19 protein-coding genes, 1 tRNA gene, 2 pseudogenes and 1 riboswitch are annotated in these 15359 nt (G+C 62.9%); of the genes and pseudogenes, 4 read left to right on the top strand and 18 right to left on the bottom strand.

Annotation, left to right across the window (positions count from 1 at the left end; genetic code table 11):
• Nucleotides 1-66: 66 nt before the first annotated feature.
• Nucleotides 67-413: pseudogene (locus tag BT264_RS03170) on the bottom strand (capsular biosynthesis protein); the annotation flags it as partial.
• 2 nt (nt 414-415) lie between these two features.
• On the opposite strand from BT264_RS03170, the pseudogene BT264_RS39770 reads away from it, so the two are divergent.
• Nucleotides 416-597: pseudogene (locus tag BT264_RS39770) on the top strand (N-acetyltransferase); the annotation flags it as partial.
• A gap of 21 nt (nt 598-618) precedes the next feature.
• On the opposite strand, the gene BT264_RS03160 reads toward BT264_RS39770, so the two are convergent.
• Nucleotides 619-1452, bottom strand: a complete 834-nt coding sequence (locus BT264_RS03160; protein ID WP_072436252.1) for a class II glutamine amidotransferase — start codon at nt 1450-1452, stop codon at nt 619-621.
• A gap of 210 nt (nt 1453-1662) precedes the next feature.
• Nucleotides 1663-1992 (bottom strand): carboxymuconolactone decarboxylase family protein, encoded by a 330-nt coding sequence (locus tag BT264_RS03155; protein WP_072436251.1) that lies wholly within the window; start codon nt 1990-1992, stop codon nt 1663-1665.
• A 129-nt stretch (nt 1993-2121) separates the two neighbouring features.
• Between BT264_RS03155 and BT264_RS03150 the strand changes: the two genes are divergently transcribed.
• A complete protein-coding gene (locus tag BT264_RS03150) occupies nt 2122-3069 on the top strand; it encodes a cupin domain-containing protein (protein WP_072436250.1) in 948 nt (315 codons plus the stop codon).
• Between the two features lie 103 nt (nt 3070-3172).
• Nucleotides 3173-3616: an inner membrane protein YiaA gene (gene yiaA / locus BT264_RS03145; protein ID WP_072436435.1), complete on the top strand. Its 444-nt coding sequence runs from the start codon at nt 3173-3175 to the stop codon at nt 3614-3616.
• A gap of 175 nt (nt 3617-3791) precedes the next feature.
• On the opposite strand, the gene BT264_RS03140 is transcribed toward yiaA, so the two are convergent.
• The 6 genes from BT264_RS03140 to BT264_RS03115 all read right to left on the bottom strand — a co-directional run bounded on the left by BT264_RS03140 (nt 3792) and on the right by BT264_RS03115 (nt 7798).
• Nucleotides 3792-4835 (bottom strand): relaxase/mobilization nuclease domain-containing protein, encoded by a 1044-nt coding sequence (locus tag BT264_RS03140; RefSeq protein ID WP_072436249.1) that lies wholly within the window; start codon nt 4833-4835, stop codon nt 3792-3794.
• A 522-nt stretch (nt 4836-5357) separates the two neighbouring features.
• Nucleotides 5358-5777, bottom strand: coding sequence for a hypothetical protein (locus tag BT264_RS37825; protein WP_143155678.1), 420 nt, complete (start codon nt 5775-5777; stop codon nt 5358-5360).
• Between the two features lie 433 nt (nt 5778-6210).
• Complete coding sequence (locus tag BT264_RS03130; protein WP_072436247.1) at nt 6211-6534, bottom strand: type II toxin-antitoxin system PemK/MazF family toxin; 324 nt, start codon at nt 6532-6534, stop codon at nt 6211-6213.
• Entirely contained in the window at nt 6531-6743 is a 213-nt protein-coding gene (locus BT264_RS03125; RefSeq protein WP_072436434.1) for an antitoxin MazE family protein, read from the bottom strand. Before BT264_RS03125 ends, BT264_RS03130 begins: the two co-directional genes overlap by 4 nt.
• Nucleotides 6744-6857: 114 nt before the next feature.
• Nucleotides 6858-7337 carry a hypothetical protein gene (locus tag BT264_RS03120; RefSeq protein ID WP_072436246.1) on the bottom strand — a complete coding sequence of 160 codons (480 nt, stop codon included), beginning with the start codon at nt 7335-7337 and terminating at the stop codon, nt 6858-6860.
• Between the two features lie 125 nt (nt 7338-7462).
• Entirely contained in the window at nt 7463-7798 is a 336-nt protein-coding gene (locus BT264_RS03115; protein WP_256260556.1) for a hypothetical protein, read from the bottom strand.
• Nucleotides 7799-7937: 139 nt separating this feature from the next.
• Between BT264_RS03115 and BT264_RS03110 the strand changes: the two genes are divergently transcribed.
• Nucleotides 7938-8258 carry a helix-turn-helix domain-containing protein gene (locus BT264_RS03110; RefSeq protein ID WP_072436245.1) on the top strand — a complete coding sequence of 107 codons (321 nt, stop codon included), beginning with the start codon at nt 7938-7940 and terminating at the stop codon, nt 8256-8258.
• A gap of 230 nt (nt 8259-8488) precedes the next feature.
• Here the strand turns inward: BT264_RS03110 and BT264_RS03105 are convergent.
• The 9 genes from BT264_RS03105 to BT264_RS03065 all read right to left on the bottom strand — a co-directional run bounded on the left by BT264_RS03105 (nt 8489) and on the right by BT264_RS03065 (nt 15030).
• A tRNA-Lys gene (locus BT264_RS03105) sits at nt 8489-8565 on the bottom strand.
• A gap of 108 nt (nt 8566-8673) precedes the next feature.
• A complete protein-coding gene (gene ybgF, locus BT264_RS03100) occupies nt 8674-9423 on the bottom strand; it encodes a tol-pal system protein YbgF (RefSeq protein WP_072436244.1) in 750 nt (249 codons plus the stop codon).
• A gap of 19 nt (nt 9424-9442) precedes the next feature.
• On the bottom strand, nt 9443-9952 hold the full coding sequence (gene pal, locus BT264_RS03095) for a peptidoglycan-associated lipoprotein Pal (RefSeq protein WP_034182820.1): 510 nt from the start codon (nt 9950-9952) through the stop codon (nt 9443-9445).
• A 17-nt stretch (nt 9953-9969) separates the two neighbouring features.
• Nucleotides 9970-11265: a Tol-Pal system beta propeller repeat protein TolB gene (tolB, locus tag BT264_RS03090; RefSeq protein ID WP_072436243.1), complete on the bottom strand. Its 1296-nt coding sequence runs from the start codon at nt 11263-11265 to the stop codon at nt 9970-9972.
• Nucleotides 11266-11376: 111 nt separating this feature from the next.
• Nucleotides 11377-12426, bottom strand: coding sequence for a cell envelope integrity protein TolA (tolA, locus tag BT264_RS03085; RefSeq protein ID WP_072436242.1), 1050 nt, complete (start codon nt 12424-12426; stop codon nt 11377-11379).
• Nucleotides 12423-12872, bottom strand: a complete 450-nt coding sequence (gene tolR, locus BT264_RS03080) for a protein TolR (RefSeq protein ID WP_072436241.1) — start codon at nt 12870-12872, stop codon at nt 12423-12425. Before tolR ends, tolA begins: the two co-directional genes overlap by 4 nt.
• A 10-nt stretch (nt 12873-12882) precedes the next feature.
• On the bottom strand, nt 12883-13560 hold the full coding sequence (gene tolQ / locus BT264_RS03075) for a protein TolQ (RefSeq protein WP_034182824.1): 678 nt from the start codon (nt 13558-13560) through the stop codon (nt 12883-12885).
• A gap of 130 nt (nt 13561-13690) precedes the next feature.
• Nucleotides 13691-14176 carry a tol-pal system-associated acyl-CoA thioesterase gene (gene ybgC / locus BT264_RS03070; protein WP_072436240.1) on the bottom strand — a complete coding sequence of 162 codons (486 nt, stop codon included), beginning with the start codon at nt 14174-14176 and terminating at the stop codon, nt 13691-13693.
• Nucleotides 14177-14283: 107 nt separating this feature from the next.
• Complete coding sequence (locus BT264_RS03065) at nt 14284-15030, bottom strand: SDR family NAD(P)-dependent oxidoreductase (protein WP_072436239.1); 747 nt, start codon at nt 15028-15030, stop codon at nt 14284-14286.
• A 180-nt stretch (nt 15031-15210) separates the two neighbouring features.
• Nucleotides 15211-15311, top strand: a riboswitch (ZMP/ZTP riboswitch).
• The last annotated feature ends 48 nt before the right edge of the window (nt 15312-15359 follow it).

The following is a 15359-nucleotide window of genomic DNA, read 5'->3' as shown; positions in this document are numbered from 1 at the left end:
TGGCTCGCTGTTTCCGTTTGTCATGCCGCTTTTAGCTATTTCGGTCACGGTTTTGTTTAACATCTTTCAAAATTCTTTGCGCTTCGATCCCTGTCTGTTTTCGATTTTCCAGGCCGCATGGCGAAACGCATTGCGGGTCCAGCGGCCGATCTTGAACAGCGGACGTACAGGGTTATCTCGAATCCTGGCTAGCGGTCGTGCGGCTGGTGCCGCCAGGCGGCGGATAGTTGCCTCCGGCGTCGTGTAGAGACGAAGCGTCCAATCCCAGTACAGCGGGTAGCGTAAAAGCACACCGGCAGTCAGCATATCAAGCGATAGGGGCGTTTGCGCCACGGCTGCTCAAGAGCGTCGTGCGTCAGGCCCCACTCGGCGTAGAACGGCAATCCGTAAGTGAACACGGATTTTCCACGTAATCACCGGTGCATTGCCCGTGGACGGCAGCCGCGACATCGTGCTCGACGTGCTGACCCGCAACGTGCGCGCCCGCACGCTGTACGAACGGCTCGGGTTCGCCACGCTGTCGCGACCGCGTGCCCGCCGCGCCGGCTGCCCGCCGAGCTCGATTCGATCCGGATGCGGTTCTCGCGACGCGGCTGACGGCGCGAATGGTGCCGGCCGCTACTTCTGCCGCGGCCCGAACGGCCGCTGCTGCACGTCCGCCCCGTGCGCGACGATTGCCATGCCCTCCGGCACTTCCTCCCACGCGCCGCGCAGGTCGACGAGCGGCTCGGACACGACCATGAACGCGTCGCCGCCGACTTCGGCGATGCGCGGGTCATGCGGATACAGTTCGTGCAGGTGCTTGAACGACGTGCTGTGGAACAGCGAACGCGATTGCCGTTCGCTCGAGTAGCGCACCGCGATGATCCGTTCGCCGTCGGTCGCGCAGACCGTCATGTTGAGCGGGTCGGCCACGCGATGCCGCGCGGCGGTTTCCTCGACCACGCCGGCCATCTGTTCGAGCGCCTGCAGCGGCGTCTGCTCAAGGCCGTACGTCAGCGCGAGGCGGAACATCAGCTCGGAATCGGTCGAGCCTTCGAGCGTCGGGAACAGTGCTGGATCGACCTTCATCGTCAGGTCGCGGCGCAGCTTGTGGAAGCCGCGGATCAGCCCGTTGTGCGCGAACAGCCAGCGGCCGTGGCGGAACGGGTGACAGTTGGTTTCCTGCACGGGCGTTTCGGTCGCCGCGCGGATATGCGCGATGAACATCCGCGAGCGGATCGCGCGCGCGGCTTCGCGCAGGTTGCGGTCGTTCCACGCGGGATGCACGGAGCGATAGCGGAACGGCAGTTCGTCGGGGTGCCCGTACCAGCCGATGCCGAAACCGTCGCCATTGGTGGTCGTGGCGCCGAGCTCCGAATGCAGGCTCTGGTCGATCAGCGAATGCTTCGCGCGGAACAGCACGGTCTCGAGATGGATCGGATTGCCCGTATAGGCGAGCCAGCGGCACATGGAGCGCTCCCTCACGATGAATCGTTCGCGCATGGTAGCCGACTTCGCCGCGCGGCCGCGTCTGCGGCCTGCCGGCACGGTTGTCCGTGCAAGCGCGCTGCCGATACTCATACGTAACGCATCCGCATCCGCGATGCGCAACCGCCCGGCCAGGCGGCCGGGCGTCACGCAGCGAGGCGGCCCGCGACGGCGCCGCCGCATCCGTCACGCTCAGTTGCCGAGCGCGTCCATCACGCGCGCCGAATAGACGAGCGCCGCGCCCGCATTCAGCGCAATCGCGACGCCGAGCGCTTCCGCCACTTCCTCCCTGGTCGCGCCATGCTTTGTCGCTTCGGCCGTGTGAACGGCGATACAGCCGTCGCAGCGCGTCGTGACGGCCACCGCGAGCGCGATCAGCTCGCGCGTTTTCGCGTCGAGATGGCCCGTCTTGGCGCCGGCCCCTGCCAGCGCCTGGTAGCCGGCCAGCGTATCGGGCGACAGCTTGGCAATATCGCCGATGCGCGTCGAGAGTTCCTTCCGGTATTCGTTCCAGTTCAGCATGATGCGTCCTTTCGAGTAGAGGTGAGGAGGGCGGCGGGCGCCGCGATCTCGGGCGATGCAGGGCTATTCTGATCGTTCGCGCTGAGGGTTTCGATACGCTAGAGTGTCAATTTTTAGCGCGATCGTCTCATGGATGCATTGAGTCAACTGTTGTCGCTGGGCCGCAGCCATGTCGAACTCGACGTGCGCTGCCTGCTCGACGGGCCGTTCGCGATGCCGCACGACCCGTTGCCGCCCGGCGAGGCGGCGTTCCACCTGCTGCTGGCCGGCACGTGCCGGCTGCGTACCGCCGACGGTCGCACGCTGCAGCTCGCCGACGGCGATTTCGTGCTGCTGCCCGCGGGCGGCGCGCACGACCTGCTCGACGCGGGGGCCGGCCGGTCGCGGCCGGTCGCGCCGCTGCGCGAACCGGACGCCGCCGGCGGCGCGGTGGTCCCGGTCAAGTCGAATCTCGATCCGGCCGAACCGGGCAGTGCGAGCGTGGACCTGCTGTGCGGACGTTTCGTCTATGCGCGCGGCGCGGGCGAACTGCTGATGCGCACGCTGCCGCAGGTGCTGCACGTCGGGTTGCGCGAGGCGTCGGGGTTTGCGCCGCTGCAATTGCTGACGAGCGTGCTGCGCACCGAGGCGTCGAATGTGCAGCCGGGCGCCGGCGCGATCGTGAATGCGCTCGGCCAGGCGCTGCTCGCGTATGCGTTGCGCGCGTACGGCCGCGACGCGCGCGTGCCGTCCGGCTGGCTCGCGCTCGCGGCCGATGCGCGGCTCGGCCCGTCGGTCCAGGCCGTGCTGCAGGCGCCGGAGCAGCCGTGGACGGTCGAGTCGCTCGGCGACGCAGCGGCGATGTCGCGCGCGACCTATGCGCGGCATTTCCGCGAGAAAGCCGGGATGAGTGTCGGCGCGTTCGTCGCGCAGATCCGGATGATGCACGCGTGCGCGCTGCTGCAGGATACGCAGCGTGGGCAGGCGGAGATCGGCCAGGCGGTCGGTTATCAATCCGAGGCGGCCTTCGGCAAGGCGTTTCGTGCGGTGCTCGGCACGACGCCCGGGCGCTGGCGGCGCGCACAGCGCGGCATGTAAGACTGCAAGCGCGGCCGTCTTGGCGCGCGCCAAAGCTGCTACCATGCGCGAAACGCAGTTCAACGAAAACGATTTCGAACAAGAAGAAAGAGAGGGCAAAGCAATGAACCAGACCACCATCCAGCAGCCGTCGTTCGCATTCGTGGCCGCGTCGTGGGCCGCACTGATCGCAGGTTTCGCGGCATTCCTGATCGGGCTCTGGAACGCCGGCATGCAGCTCAACGAGAAGGGCTACTACTTCACCGTGCTGGTGTTCGGCCTTTATGCGGCGATCTCGCTGCAGAAAAGCGTCCGCGATCGCGCGGAAGGCATCCCCGTCACCGGCATCTACTACGGCATCAGCTGGATCGCGCTGCTGCTGTCGATCGCGCTGCTGGTCGTCGGCCTCTTCAACGCAACGCTGCAACTGAGCGAGAAGGGCTTCTACGCAATGTCGTTCGTGCTCGCGCTGTTCGGCGCGGTGGCCGTGCAGAAGAACACGCGCGACCTGCAGAGCGCGAAGCCGCGTTACACCGACGCCGATTCTGCATCGTCCGTCCAGGAGTAACGTCATCGCGGGACGGGCGCCCGGCCAGGTCGCCCGTTGCGCGATGACGTCCGCGGTGTCCCGCATTCGCCGGCGCGGCCGAATTCGCGCATGTGTTCATGCGGGAAAGCTTCGTCGGCCTGATTCTCGGCCGGTGTCGCGATTTGGGGCAGATTAAATCGGCGTCGGCATTTGGTCAACAGAGGTCAATGTCTAGCGATGGTGCGTTATTCTCATTTAATGGTGAATTTGGAATGTACGTTGCGCGCTCTCGATTAATGGACTTGTCGAGCTGTGACGACGAGTTCCGACGTTGCAGGACGGTCAAGGGGCTCAATGTGCGGATTGGCATTCGCCACACAAAATCGGCGATATCTATCGCCATTGCACGATCTTCTGGGGCGTTGGAGTTGGCCAACGTGCGCGCGATTTCGTGCCAGGCGCTCAAGGTCTCGGTATGTGCTGCCCACAAAGCCTGGCGTGTCCGGGCGTCGATCACTGGCGAGTAAGAGCGGGGAAGTATCCCTTGTGACGCCATCCAAATTACTGCCTGTTTTGGAAAACGCCGAGTCTGACCTCGCACCATTCTGGGAGTCGCGTTCGCATCGACGCCGTGTTCTCGCAATTGCTGCGCGAACACTTCTCGCCAATGATGCAAATCTTGTTTGCGTGGATTGAGTCGCCGGCCGTCAGGGCCGCGCGCGTGAATACTTAGATGTACATGGGGATGGGCTTCGTCATCGTGTTCCGCGAAGACGTACGGTCGCCCGTCACCGAAAGTTTTTTGTGCGAAAGCCCTTGCCGCGTCCCGTACCGCTTGGCGATTGGTGCCGGGGGGCATCGATAACAACACGTTGAGGGTCTCTCTACGCTTGCTTTCTTGGGGAATCCCCCAGCCTCCCAAATGCCACTGCTCGAAAAGGTCCTGCAACGCCGCCTTTCCGGCAATCTTGCGCCCGTCCTGGTCTTCGAGTTCGACACAACCGTTGCGCGAGATGTACTGCAAGTGACGACGGACCGCGCGCATACCCTGTGCGCCTGAAGCCTTGTTGCTGATCTTGACTATCACTTCCGGGGCGCCCCTAAGCGTTACAATCAACTTCTCACGAAAATGCAGCGCATCCTGCCGCAATGTCCATTGCGACAGACGTGACGCACGGGCATGCCGCAGTGGATCGTGAAACAGACGATCTCCCCAGTCGACCAGAAGCGCATCGACGTAAATTTTCGGAAAAGGCATTTCAGCGGCTCCATCGATCCAGATTGCTGCGTAGGAGCTTCGCCACGGTACGTAGATGCGCGTCAATCACAGTGCGCGTGTGCTCCCAATCGAGTCTCTCTATCTGTTCGGTTGCGTCGAAACTCCTCGTAAGCTCGCCGAGGAGTTTGCGGATTGTCGCAAGCTGTTGATTTGATTCTGCAAGCTGCGTCAACTCTCGGTTCGCAAGCTGCGGTTCATCCGTGAGATGTGCCCGAACCAATGCAACAATCCATCGGTTAGCAGTGAAGCCACTAACGTAGGCCGCGGCCCTGACGCGTTCGTGCTCAGTACGGGTGAGTGCAATCCCGATTCGTATGCAAGGCCCGTCTCTAGGAGGCAATGGGCGGCGCGTGGGTGGTTGATCTGCTGCCATTTCAACGGCCTTCGCCGCGAACTGCCGAAAGCCCTCGCTGGGCGTCACACCACGTTGTGCGCACCACGACTCCCACTTGGGTTTTAGCGTTCCCAGTTCGACACTCAGTCTGGCCCGGGCTTGTGTGTTCATGTGTTGCCTGCCACTCGTAGGGGACGGGAAGTATGGCGAGCACAAGTTTGATTTCCCGCGCACGAGATTGCTTTTGCCCGATCCGCCAGGATTGCGTCGAGCGTGTCTTGAAAAAGAATCCGGGTTGCCCAGAGCACTAAGCCAGGCTTAGTCAGGGACGCGATATCAATCAGACTGCGATGTGCTTCTTGTCTGTCATCCGGAACTTCGTTCAATTTTTGCCGCATCGCCGGACTAAAAAGATATTCGAGCAATGTTGGGTGCGGTCGATCCACAACGCTTGGGGACGGTGCATTGATCATCATTTCGTAACTGGTGAAGCTTTCGGTGTATCGTGCATGCGTCGTCATTGACCACCACCCTTCATTCAACACTGTGCATAAAGCAGTCGAGTAATTGTTGGGAGGCGATTTCATGGCCATGATTCCTCGAAGAGAGTCCTCGCAAGCATCGACACCTGCGCATGCAAAAATGCCGCCCGATCGCGCGCGGCGTGACTGCCACCTATGGCGCAGCGAGTGAGTACAAGAGGCGGATGCAGACGCGTAGCGAATGGCGCCATCGGCACGCGCTACAAGCGTATCGAGATGATGGAGGGCGCTAACGCTTACTCGGGCGTACTGCACATTGACCGAACCGGATTGTTGGCTTCAATCTAGGTTGGTTTTTCAAAGGAAACAAGAGGGGCGCGGCGGCATCGCGGGGTGCGCGCATCCGAGTAGATCTCAGCCAATCCGTAGGATGCCAAAAAATTTTTTGATCGACGACACTGGGCTATAGCGGTCTGCCACGGCGGGTTGCGCGGTCGCTGATTGGTATTGTGATGTGGCCGTCGTCCGAGCGGCTACGTTATGCCAATCCCAGAAAGACAATAAGTGAACGGTTGACGGCGACCATCATTTCGTCTTCCAGATGACCGATAGAGCGACCAATTTTCTCGCGGCGCACGGTGAACATTTTGTCTACGGCAACCTGTGACGGCACGCGCAGACCGTTCTGTTCTGATGGGGCGACGGTGATTCGAATCAACGGTGCATCGACAATTTCGCTCGACATCAGCAGCAACGTAACGCTGGGATGTTCGGCAAACAGATCCGATTGCACGACGAGCGCCGGGCGGGCCTTACCGAAATCACCCTGGATTGCAACAGTTACAATGCTGCCGCGCTTCATTGCGGGTGGCTGAGATCAGTAGCCTGTTCGATGAAATCGAGCAAGTCGCCCTCATCAATGCTCTGGTGGATCACGCGCGACTGTCGGGCACATTCGTCCGCGAAACCGGGGCGGCGGACATCTGGCACCCAAATTTGAATCGGCCGCAGGCCAGCCGCACGCAAATTCTCGCGATAGATTCGAACACGCTCGGATGTGGTAGTTGCCATCATGACCTCCTGTTACATGTAACGCAGTATAGTACGTTACATGTAACGATTCAACGTGACGTTGCCTTGTCAAGCCGGTCAACAGGATATAGAACGGCGACCAAGGTTATAGCCCTATGGCGTGAACTTGTCGCCCATACGCCGGGCGTTGTTGGTTTCGATTGAGACGCACAGGAGCGGACTGCCGTGCGCGGGGGAGTCAGGGGGCTCGATGCGCAGCAGAAAGTCGAAGTATCCTTCTGTGAGCTTCGCGAGCTGTTCCTGTACTGCACCAAGCCGGATCAGGCATTGGGCATCCCAGTTCATACCCACGACGAGTTCGCTTGTCTCCCCGTTCCACTCGCTCAGAAGAATCGCGGCGGCGCGGGCATTTTCTTCTGCGAACCGTTCGACGCGCTGCTCAATGTAGCGCACGTCGTCGCGCATCAGCACGCCTGAGATCCGTAACGAGACGGCATGAGCCACCTTGTCGTGTTTTAGGTACACAGTAGCGATACCGCCCAGATGACGGGATACTCGATCGAGTTGCTCATCCTCTAAATCGTCCTGCACAGGTATCGCGCCGTTCAGGACGTAGGGTGCCGGTTCTTCCATCGTATCCTCCGTTAGTTCGGTTATCCTTGGTGATTGGTTGGCACGGGATTGTCAGCTGTTTCGGCCTGCGGCGGCTGATTGCCGGAACTTGTCCAGAATCATTGCTTGGCGCAGCAGGAAGGCCTCTAACTGCGCATGCTCGTAGGCAAGTTCCTCAAGTAGTTCAACGTGTTCGACAAGGCCGACTGGAAAAAACGACGGCACGCCGTATCGCACGCGCCGGAATATGCGCCTGTTCGGGCCCATTTTTGGGAGAATTCTTCCAGTGTGTCCTCGACCGATTCCGCTTCGCTGTCGGTAAGGGCGCCGCGAATGCGGATCACAAGTGAATGAGTGGCGGCGTCGGTGGCGAAATAGACGTCGGCGGGGTTCGCGATACTCTCGGCGAACTGCTGGGCATGACGGTGTCGAAAGTTGTCGAGAACAGACAAAGCGCCGCAGATTTCGTAAGTGATTGTCATGGGGGCTCCGGAACTGGGCGCCCGACAACCAATCGAATAAACGGGGTCGAACCGGGTGCCATGGAAATGACTCAATCGCGCATAAACATTTCTAACTATAGGATCAATTGATCCTATGTCAAGAAGGAAACTACCTCGAATGGACGAGTTTGGGGAGAGACTGAAACGGGAGCGGTCGCGATTGGGCCTGAACCAGACGGAGTTTGCGGCCCTGGGCACGGTCAAACAGCGCGCGCAGTATCAATATGAGAAGGGCGTACGACGGCCGAACTCCGACTACCTCAGTGCGATCGCGGCTGCGGGCGTGGACGTTTGTTACGTTCTTACTGGAGAAGAGGGAGCTCGTCTTGAGAACCCCGACGAGCAGCGTGTGGTTTCTGGATTTCGGGCGCTCGACCCACGCAAACGCGAGGTGATTTTGGCGCTGATCGAGGCAATTGCCGAGTCTCCGCGGCAATAGACGTGTAGCTGTGTTTTCCCTGGCGAGCGTCGTACGCGGGACGCTGCTTTCGGCGGTTTGCGAGTGCAATCTGGCGAGGGGCTGAGATCGTGACCGACGACGAGATCAAGGCGCGGATCGGCACCCTCTGCATCGCAAGAAGCTGAGCGAGAATCACCGACGCACGATAAGGGAGGCAGACGCAAAAAAGCCTCCACGCGGGAGGCTTTAATTGCACTATCAAAGATAGTTGGTAGGGTGGGAGGGACTCGAACCCTCGACTCTCTGATTAAAAGTCAGATACTCTAACCAACTGAGTTACCACCCCACGTTCTTCAAACCTGCTGGTTCGTTGCGCCAACAACTTGGCGAGCGACCCAAAGAGCAAAAGATTATAGCGACGGATTTTCGGTGAGTCAACAATCCGCCACGATAATTATTTGATCGTTTCGAGCTTGCCCTGCGCCGTCTGCGCCGCGTTCGACCCGGCGTACTGCGACACCACCTGCTCGAACGTCTTCTTCGCGGCCGCCTTCTGGCCTTGTTCGAGCTGGTTCGTACCGATCGCCACGAGAGCGTCGGCCGCTCGCGGGTGTTGCGGGTACTTGCTGACGATCCCTTGCCACGTCGCCGTCGAACCGCGGTAGTCGCGCAGCGCGTATTGCGCGTTGCCGAGCCAGTACTGCGCGGTCGGCTGGTGGGGGCTCTGCGGATACTTCGCGATGAAGCTGCGGAACGATGCCGCCGCCGCCTTGAAGTTGCCGTTGCGGAACTGCTGCTGCGCCGCGTTGAGCGCATCCGTTTCACCCGGCTGCACGGTGCCTTCGACACCGTCGATCGTCGCCTGCTGCGGCTCGAACTTCTTGAGCCGCGTGTCGAGATCCTGGTAGTACTCCTTCTGCTGCCGCTCGAGCGTCGTCAGCCGGTTCGTCAGGTCCTCGTTCTCGCCGCGCAGCGTCGCGACCTGCTGGTTCAGCTGGTCGAGACGGCCGGATTGATCGAGGATCGTACGCTGGGCGGCGGACAACTGGCTCGCCAGGTTGTCGGTCTTGCTGCGCAGGTCGAGCACGGCGCGGCGCGCTTCGTTGTCGTCGAACACGCCGGCGTGCGCCGGCGCGGCCGACCACGCCGCGCCGACGACGCAGATAGCTGCGGCTGCGCGCAGCCAGGTTGAACGATGCGTCATACGGCGATTCTTCCGTTACTTACTGTTGGTAGACGAGGTCGGCGCGACGGTTCTGCGCCCACGATGCTTCGTCGTGACCCGTTGCCTGCGGCTTTTCCTTGCCGAGGCTCACGGCTTCCATCTGCGAATCGTTCACGCCGAGCAGCGCCATCGCGCGGCGGACGGCTTCCGCACGCTTCTGGCCCAGCGCGAGGTTGTACTCGCTCGTGCCGCGTTCGTCGGTGTTGCCCTGGATCAGCACGTGGCGCTGCGGATGGCTCTTCAGGTACTGAGCGTGCTGCTGCATCAGCGGCTGGTACTCGTCCTTCACCGAATAGCTGTCGAAGTCGAAGTAGATGCTGCGCTTCGCGAGCGGGCTGTTCGGGTCGTTCAGCGGATCGACGTTCACTTGCGCGACGTTGTCGGCGCTCGGTTGCGTGCTGACTGCACCCGCGTTTGCCTTGTCGTCGAGCTTCACGCCCGATTTGCACGCTGCGAGCGCGCTGATCATCATCACGGCCAGAGCCAGACGAGCTTTATTCGACATCATGGTTACTCTCCTTGTGGTCATTGCATGAAGGGCCCCCAGGACGGCTCACGAACGGAGCCGCCCTGGACGGACAGGATCTGTGGCAGCGCGCTGCCGTCGGAGGGCACTGCAGCCAGAACGTTGCGACCACCCGACTGGGTAGCGTACAGAAGGTACTGGCCGTTTGCCGCGAAGCTCGGCGATTCGTCGTGATTCGTATTCGTGATGGCGTTCGCCGCTCCGGATTGCAGATCCTGAACGTACAGCTTGAAGCCCCCACCGGTGCGGGAGATGTAGGCGAGCAGCTTGCCGTCCGGGCTCACACGCGGGCTCGTGTTGTAGCTGCCGGTAAAGGTCACGCGCTGCGCGGCACCGGCGCTTTCGCCCTGTGCCGGCATCCGGTAGATCTGCGGCGCGCCGCCGCGATCGCTCGTGAAGTAGATCCAGCGGCCGTCCGGCGAGTAGTACGGCTCGGTGTCGATCGAGCTGCTCTGCGTGAGACGGCGCAGGCCGCCGCCGTTCGCATTGACCGTATAGATTTGCGTGTTGCCGGTCAGCGACAGCGCGACGGCGAGCGTGTTGCTGTCCGGCGACCATGCCGGTGCGCTGTTGTTGCCCTTCTGGTCCGAGACCATGTAGCGGCGGCCGGTCGGCAGGTCATGGATGTAGACGATCGGCTTCTTGCGCTCGAATGACACGTACGCGACCTTCGTGCCGCTCGGCGACCAGGCCGGCGAGATGATCGGCTCGGTGCTCGACAGTGCGATGCGCGCGTTCTGGCCGTCCGAATCCGAGATCTGCAGCTGGTAGCGATTACCGGTCTTGATCACGTACGACAGGCGCGTGGCGAACACGCCGCGCACGCCGAGCAGCTTCTGGTAGATGTAGTCGGCAATCTTGTGGCCGGCCGTGCGCAGCGTGGTGTCGGTGGCCGTCAGCGACAGGCCGCCGAGGCTTTGCTGCTTCACGGTGTCGTACAGGATGAAGTTGACCTTGTACTGGCCGTTCGCGTCGCGGTTCACGCTGCCGGCGACGAACGCATTCGCGCCCTTGGCCTTCCATGCGCCGAGATCGACCGAGGCGGTCTCGGGCACGGGCGTGCTGCCCGCGTCGATGTTGGTGAATTTGCCGCTGCGGGCGAGGTCGGCGCGGACGATCGACGTGACCTGCTGCGGCAGGCCTGCCTCATTCGCGAAATTCGCTGTGGCAATGGGGAACTGGGTCGAACCGACACCGGTGATCAGCACGTTGACCTGGGCGTTAGCGGCGCTGCCCGCCGCAATCAGACACGAGGCCACGAGTGCCCTGAAACCTAGTTTTGTCATCAAACTCATGCTTCTTGCTTCCCGTATGACTTGGATCGCTGCGCAACCGCAGAGAGACAGTAAAAATACCCGATTCGTTCCCGTCCGACAGCGACGCCCGGAGTGTAAGCGTATTTCCTTTCACTCCGCCGCCTTGAAGGTAATCGTAATGTCCGACGGGGTACGACCGTTAGAATCGGGCGGCAACGGGACCGATGCCTGGATCGCATTGACCACGGCTTGATCCCACCCCGAATTCCCGCTGGAGCGGGAGACCGATGCGCTCAATACGTCACCGGACGGCGTGCACCGAATCTTGACGACGGTGGTCAGGCCTGCTCGCTCGCCGCCCCAAACGATGTTCGGCTTGACGCGGCGGCGCACCTTGTCGGCATAGCCGGGCGATGCGGCATTGCCGCCGGAGCCCGTGCCCGTGCCGCTCTTCGCGAGGCCTTCGCCGCCGCCTTCGCCGGCACCGGACAGGCCCTGCATCTGCGCAAGACGCGCGCTGCGTTCGCGGTCGAGCTTCGCCTTCGCCGCCGCATCGGCCTTCGCGCGCGCCGTGGCTTCGGCCTTCGCCTTGGCCTGGGCTTCCGCCTTCGCCTTCGCGGCCGCGTCGGACTTCGCCTTCGCCGCTTGCTGCGCTTCGAGCTGCGCCTGCTTTTGCTGCTGGAGTTTCTGCTGTTCGAGCTTCTGCTGCGCTTCGAGCTGCTGTTGCTTGAGCTTGTCGGCCTGCTTCTGCCTGTCGCGTTCCGCGGCCTTCTGCGCGGCGAGCGCGGCAGCCTGCTGCGCCGCAAGTTGCGCGCGCCGGGCGTCCTCTTCCTGCTGGGCCTTCAGTTGCTGCGCGCGGCGCTGCTGCTCGAGCAGCGCTTCGCGCGCGGCTGCTTCCTGCTGCCGCTTCTTCTGCTGCAGCGCGATGTCGGCCTGTTCGTCACGCACCGGGGGAGGGGGCGGCGCGACCTTCGCGGGCGGCGTCAGGACAGGCCGCGGCGCGGCGACGTCGGGCACTTCGGTCCACAGCTCGGCTTCGGCGCCGGCCGGCGTGCTGTTCTGCCACTGCACGCCGTGATAGAGAAACAGCGCGAGCAGCACGTGCATCAGCGCGGCGAGCGCGAATGCACGCCAGGTGCCGCGCTCGCGAGGTGGCCGAGGCGGATAGCCGGTGCTGCGCAGGGATTGCTGCCGGTTCATTGCGATTTGACGAGGAGGCCGACGCGCTTGACGCCGCGCGCCTTCAGATCCGACATCACGGTCATGACCGCATCGTACTGCACGGTCTTGTCGGCCGCGATCACGACCGGCTGGTCGGGATGATCGGCCTGACGGGCCGAGATGAAGCTGTCGAGCTCGGCCTTCGTCATCGTGTCTTCCCGGGTCGCGCCCGAGTCGCCCTTGTACTTGACGCTCATCGTGCGGTCGGCCTTGATGTTGACGACGACGGGCGGCGTCTGCTCCTGCGGCGCGGCATTGCCGACGGTCGGCAGGTTGATGATCGACGGGGCGACGAGCGGTGCGGTGACCATGAAGATCACGAGCAGCACCAGCATCACGTCGATGTACGGCACGACGTTGATGTCGGCCATTGCGCGGCGCGAGCGGCCGCCGCGCATGCTGGATCGGATGGGACTTCCTGCCATGGCGAGCTCCTTACTGGGCCTGACGCTGCAGGATGTTCGAGAACTCTTCGATGAAGGTCTCGAAGCGGATCGCGAGGCGGTCGATGTCGTGCGCGTAGCGGTTGTACGCGACCACCGCCGGAATCGCGGCGAACAGGCCGATCGCGGTCGCGACGAGCGCCTCGGCGATACCCGGCGCGACGTTCGCGAGCGTGGCCTGCTGCACGTTCGCGAGGCCGCGGAAGGAGTTCATGATCCCCCAGACCGTGCCGAACAGGCCGATGTACGGGCTGACCGAACCGACCGATGCGAGGAACGCGAGGTTCGCTTCGAGCACGTCCATTTCACGCTGGAACGACGCGCGCATCGCGCGGCGTGCACCGTCGAGCACGAGGCCCGGATCGCTGAGGCGCTTTTCCTTCGCCTTTAGGAATTCGCGCATACCCGATTCGAAGATCCGCTCGAGCGCGCCGATCGTGTGGCGGTTGTTGGCCGCACTCTGGTACAGCGCCTGCAGGTCGCCGCCCGACCAGAAATCCCTCTCGAAGCGTTCGGTCTGCGCGCGTGCGCGGCGGATCGCAAACCACTTGCGGAAGATGAAGGTCCACGACATCAGCGACAGCAGCAGCAGCAGCCCCATCACGGCCTGGGCCAGCACGCTCGCGTTGAGGACGAGGGAAATGATCGACAGGTCTTGAGAAGTGTTCATAGAGGTTTGAGTAACGTCCCTTCGGGGCGCCCGGTATGCGTGCGGCGCGGCGCGCCGGCCAAGCCTGGCGCCGAACCTTGCTTAGTATCGAATCAGGAAGGCAAGTTCATAGGCTTTGTCTAAACGGCGCTCATGCGAGCTTCGTTGACAATACAGTCTGCCCGGCGTCGATGACGGGCCCGCGTTGCAGCGCGTCGAGCACGGCCGGCGGGATGGCCGCGGGCCGGATACCGTTACGGTCGACGCAGCCGAGGCGGATATGTCCGGCCACGAGCAGCGTGTCGCCACACCAGGCTTCCTGCGTGAATTCCACCGATGCGCGGCCGATGCGTCCGGGCCGGCTCGTGATCGCCAGCGTGTCGTCGAGTCGCGCCGGTGCGCGGTAGTCGAGCGACGTGCTGCGGACGATGAAGATCGCGCCGGTATCGTCGGCGAGCCGACGCTGGTCGATGCCGCATGCGCGAAGCCACTCGGTGCGGGCGCGCTCGAAGAACTTCAGGTAGTTGGCATAGAAGACGATGCCGCCTGCATCGGTATCCTCGTAGTACACGCGCACCGGCCAGGTAAAGCCGGAACGCCCTTCCGGGGAGCGGGTAGGCTGAGTCATGGCGCGCATTCTACCGGAACGCAGGAACCGGATTCGTAACCGTTTCGTAACGGAATGTAGTACGATGCGGCACACCGCGGGCCGGCCGGAGGCCGGCCCGCGGTGTGCGCGATGGGTCAGCCGCGATGGATCGTGAGGCCGGCCGGTGCCTGGGCGACCGGCATCATCTCGATCGTGTTGATGTTCACGTGTGCCGGGCGCGTCGCGATCCAGTAGATCGTGTCGGCGATGTCCTCGGACGTGAGCGGCTGGACGTTCTGGTACACGTTCGCCGCCTTCGCGTCGTCGCCGCGAAAGCGGACGTTCGAGAATTCCGTGCCGCCGCACAGGCCCGGCTCGATGTCGGTCACGCGCAACGGCGTGCCGATCAGGTCGGCGCGCAGGTTCAGGCTGAATTGTCGGACAAAAGCCTTGGTTGCGCCGTATACGTTCCCGCCCGGATACGGATAGGTTCCGGCAACCGAACCGAGATTGAAGATATGGCCGCGGCCGCGCTCGATCATGCCGGGCAGCAGCGCGTGCGTGACGGTCACCAGGCCCGAGCAGTTCGTGTCGATCATGGTCTGCCATTCGTCGAGGCTGGCCTTGTGGGCCGGCTCGACGCCAAGCGCGAGGCCGGCGTTGTTGACGAGCACGTCGAGTGCCGCGAATTCGGCGGGAAGGGCGGCCGGCACGGCTTCGACGGCCGCGCGGTCGCGCACGTCGAGCTCGAGCGGCAGAAGCGCATCGCCGAGCTCGGCGGCGAGCGCGTCGAGACGATCCTTGCGACGCGCGGTCGCGACGACGTGGTGGCCTCCTTTGACGAAGGCACGGGCGATGGCGGCGCCGAAGCCGGCGGACGCGCCTGTGACGAACACGATCATTGCTGCTCCTGGTCGATAACAAAGTAGCGGGTGATATCCCGCAAGCCTACTGAGATTGCCGCACCGCGGCAAGGCGGCAAAGCGTTTCGGCACGGGCGCGTAGAGTCTGGCCCCAATTGCTCCCGGCGCGCTGCCGTGCGGTTGCCTATTCATGACGCATCCAATACACTAACGCGCTCATCACCCCTGCGTGACTGGCGATAGAACCCTTCGGGTTCAAGGTGGAGCATCCCACCGTGAAGCGCGGGGCGCCGTTTTTGCCGTTCGCCTGGGCAGCCGTTGTGCGCCGTCGCGTGCATCGCCGGTGGCTGTCCTGCCTCGCGTCATCC

It is taken from the genome of Burkholderia sp. NFPP32 (assembly GCF_900119325.1).
Taxonomy (GTDB): Bacteria; Pseudomonadota; Gammaproteobacteria; order Burkholderiales; family Burkholderiaceae; genus Burkholderia; species Burkholderia pyrrocinia_C.
The sequence above is the reverse complement of the archived record's forward strand: the minus strand, read 5'-3'. Positions and strand labels throughout refer to the sequence as shown.

Coding starts and splice junctions, on each gene's coding strand:
- pal (WP_034182820.1), bottom strand. CDS start 9,952: ATGATGTCGAATAAAGCTCGTCTGGCTCTGGCCGTGATGATGATCAGC.
- BT264_RS03115 (WP_256260556.1), bottom strand. CDS start 7,798: ATGACAATCACTTACGAAATCTGCGGCGCTTTGTCTGTTCTCGACAAC.
- BT264_RS03120 (WP_072436246.1), bottom strand. CDS start 7,337: ATGGAAGAACCGGCACCCTACGTCCTGAACGGCGCGATACCTGTGCAG.
- tolQ (WP_034182824.1), bottom strand. CDS start 13,560: ATGAACACTTCTCAAGACCTGTCGATCATTTCCCTCGTCCTCAACGCG.
- BT264_RS03125 (WP_072436434.1), bottom strand. CDS start 6,743: ATGGCAACTACCACATCCGAGCGTGTTCGAATCTATCGCGAGAATTTG.
- BT264_RS03150 (WP_072436250.1), top strand. CDS start 2,122: ATGGATGCATTGAGTCAACTGTTGTCGCTGGGCCGCAGCCATGTCGAA.
- ybgF (WP_072436244.1), bottom strand. CDS start 9,423: ATGACGCATCGTTCAACCTGGCTGCGCGCAGCCGCAGCTATCTGCGTC.
- BT264_RS03140 (WP_072436249.1), bottom strand. CDS start 4,835: ATGCCTTTTCCGAAAATTTACGTCGATGCGCTTCTGGTCGACTGGGGA.
- BT264_RS03065 (WP_072436239.1), bottom strand. CDS start 15,030: ATGATCGTGTTCGTCACAGGCGCGTCCGCCGGCTTCGGCGCCGCCATC.
- tolA (WP_072436242.1), bottom strand. CDS start 12,426: ATGAACCGGCAGCAATCCCTGCGCAGCACCGGCTATCCGCCTCGGCCA.
- BT264_RS03130 (WP_072436247.1), bottom strand. CDS start 6,534: ATGAAGCGCGGCAGCATTGTAACTGTTGCAATCCAGGGTGATTTCGGT.
- BT264_RS37825 (WP_143155678.1), bottom strand. CDS start 5,777: ATGAAATCGCCTCCCAACAATTACTCGACTGCTTTATGCACAGTGTTG.
- BT264_RS03160 (WP_072436252.1), bottom strand. CDS start 1,452: ATGTGCCGCTGGCTCGCCTATACGGGCAATCCGATCCATCTCGAGACC.
- tolB (WP_072436243.1), bottom strand. CDS start 11,265: ATGAGTTTGATGACAAAACTAGGTTTCAGGGCACTCGTGGCCTCGTGT.
- tolR (WP_072436241.1), bottom strand. CDS start 12,872: ATGGCAGGAAGTCCCATCCGATCCAGCATGCGCGGCGGCCGCTCGCGC.
- BT264_RS03110 (WP_072436245.1), top strand. CDS start 7,938: ATGGACGAGTTTGGGGAGAGACTGAAACGGGAGCGGTCGCGATTGGGC.
- BT264_RS03155 (WP_072436251.1), bottom strand. CDS start 1,992: ATGCTGAACTGGAACGAATACCGGAAGGAACTCTCGACGCGCATCGGC.
- ybgC (WP_072436240.1), bottom strand. CDS start 14,176: ATGCGCGCCATGACTCAGCCTACCCGCTCCCCGGAAGGGCGTTCCGGC.
- yiaA (WP_072436435.1), top strand. CDS start 3,173: ATGAACCAGACCACCATCCAGCAGCCGTCGTTCGCATTCGTGGCCGCG.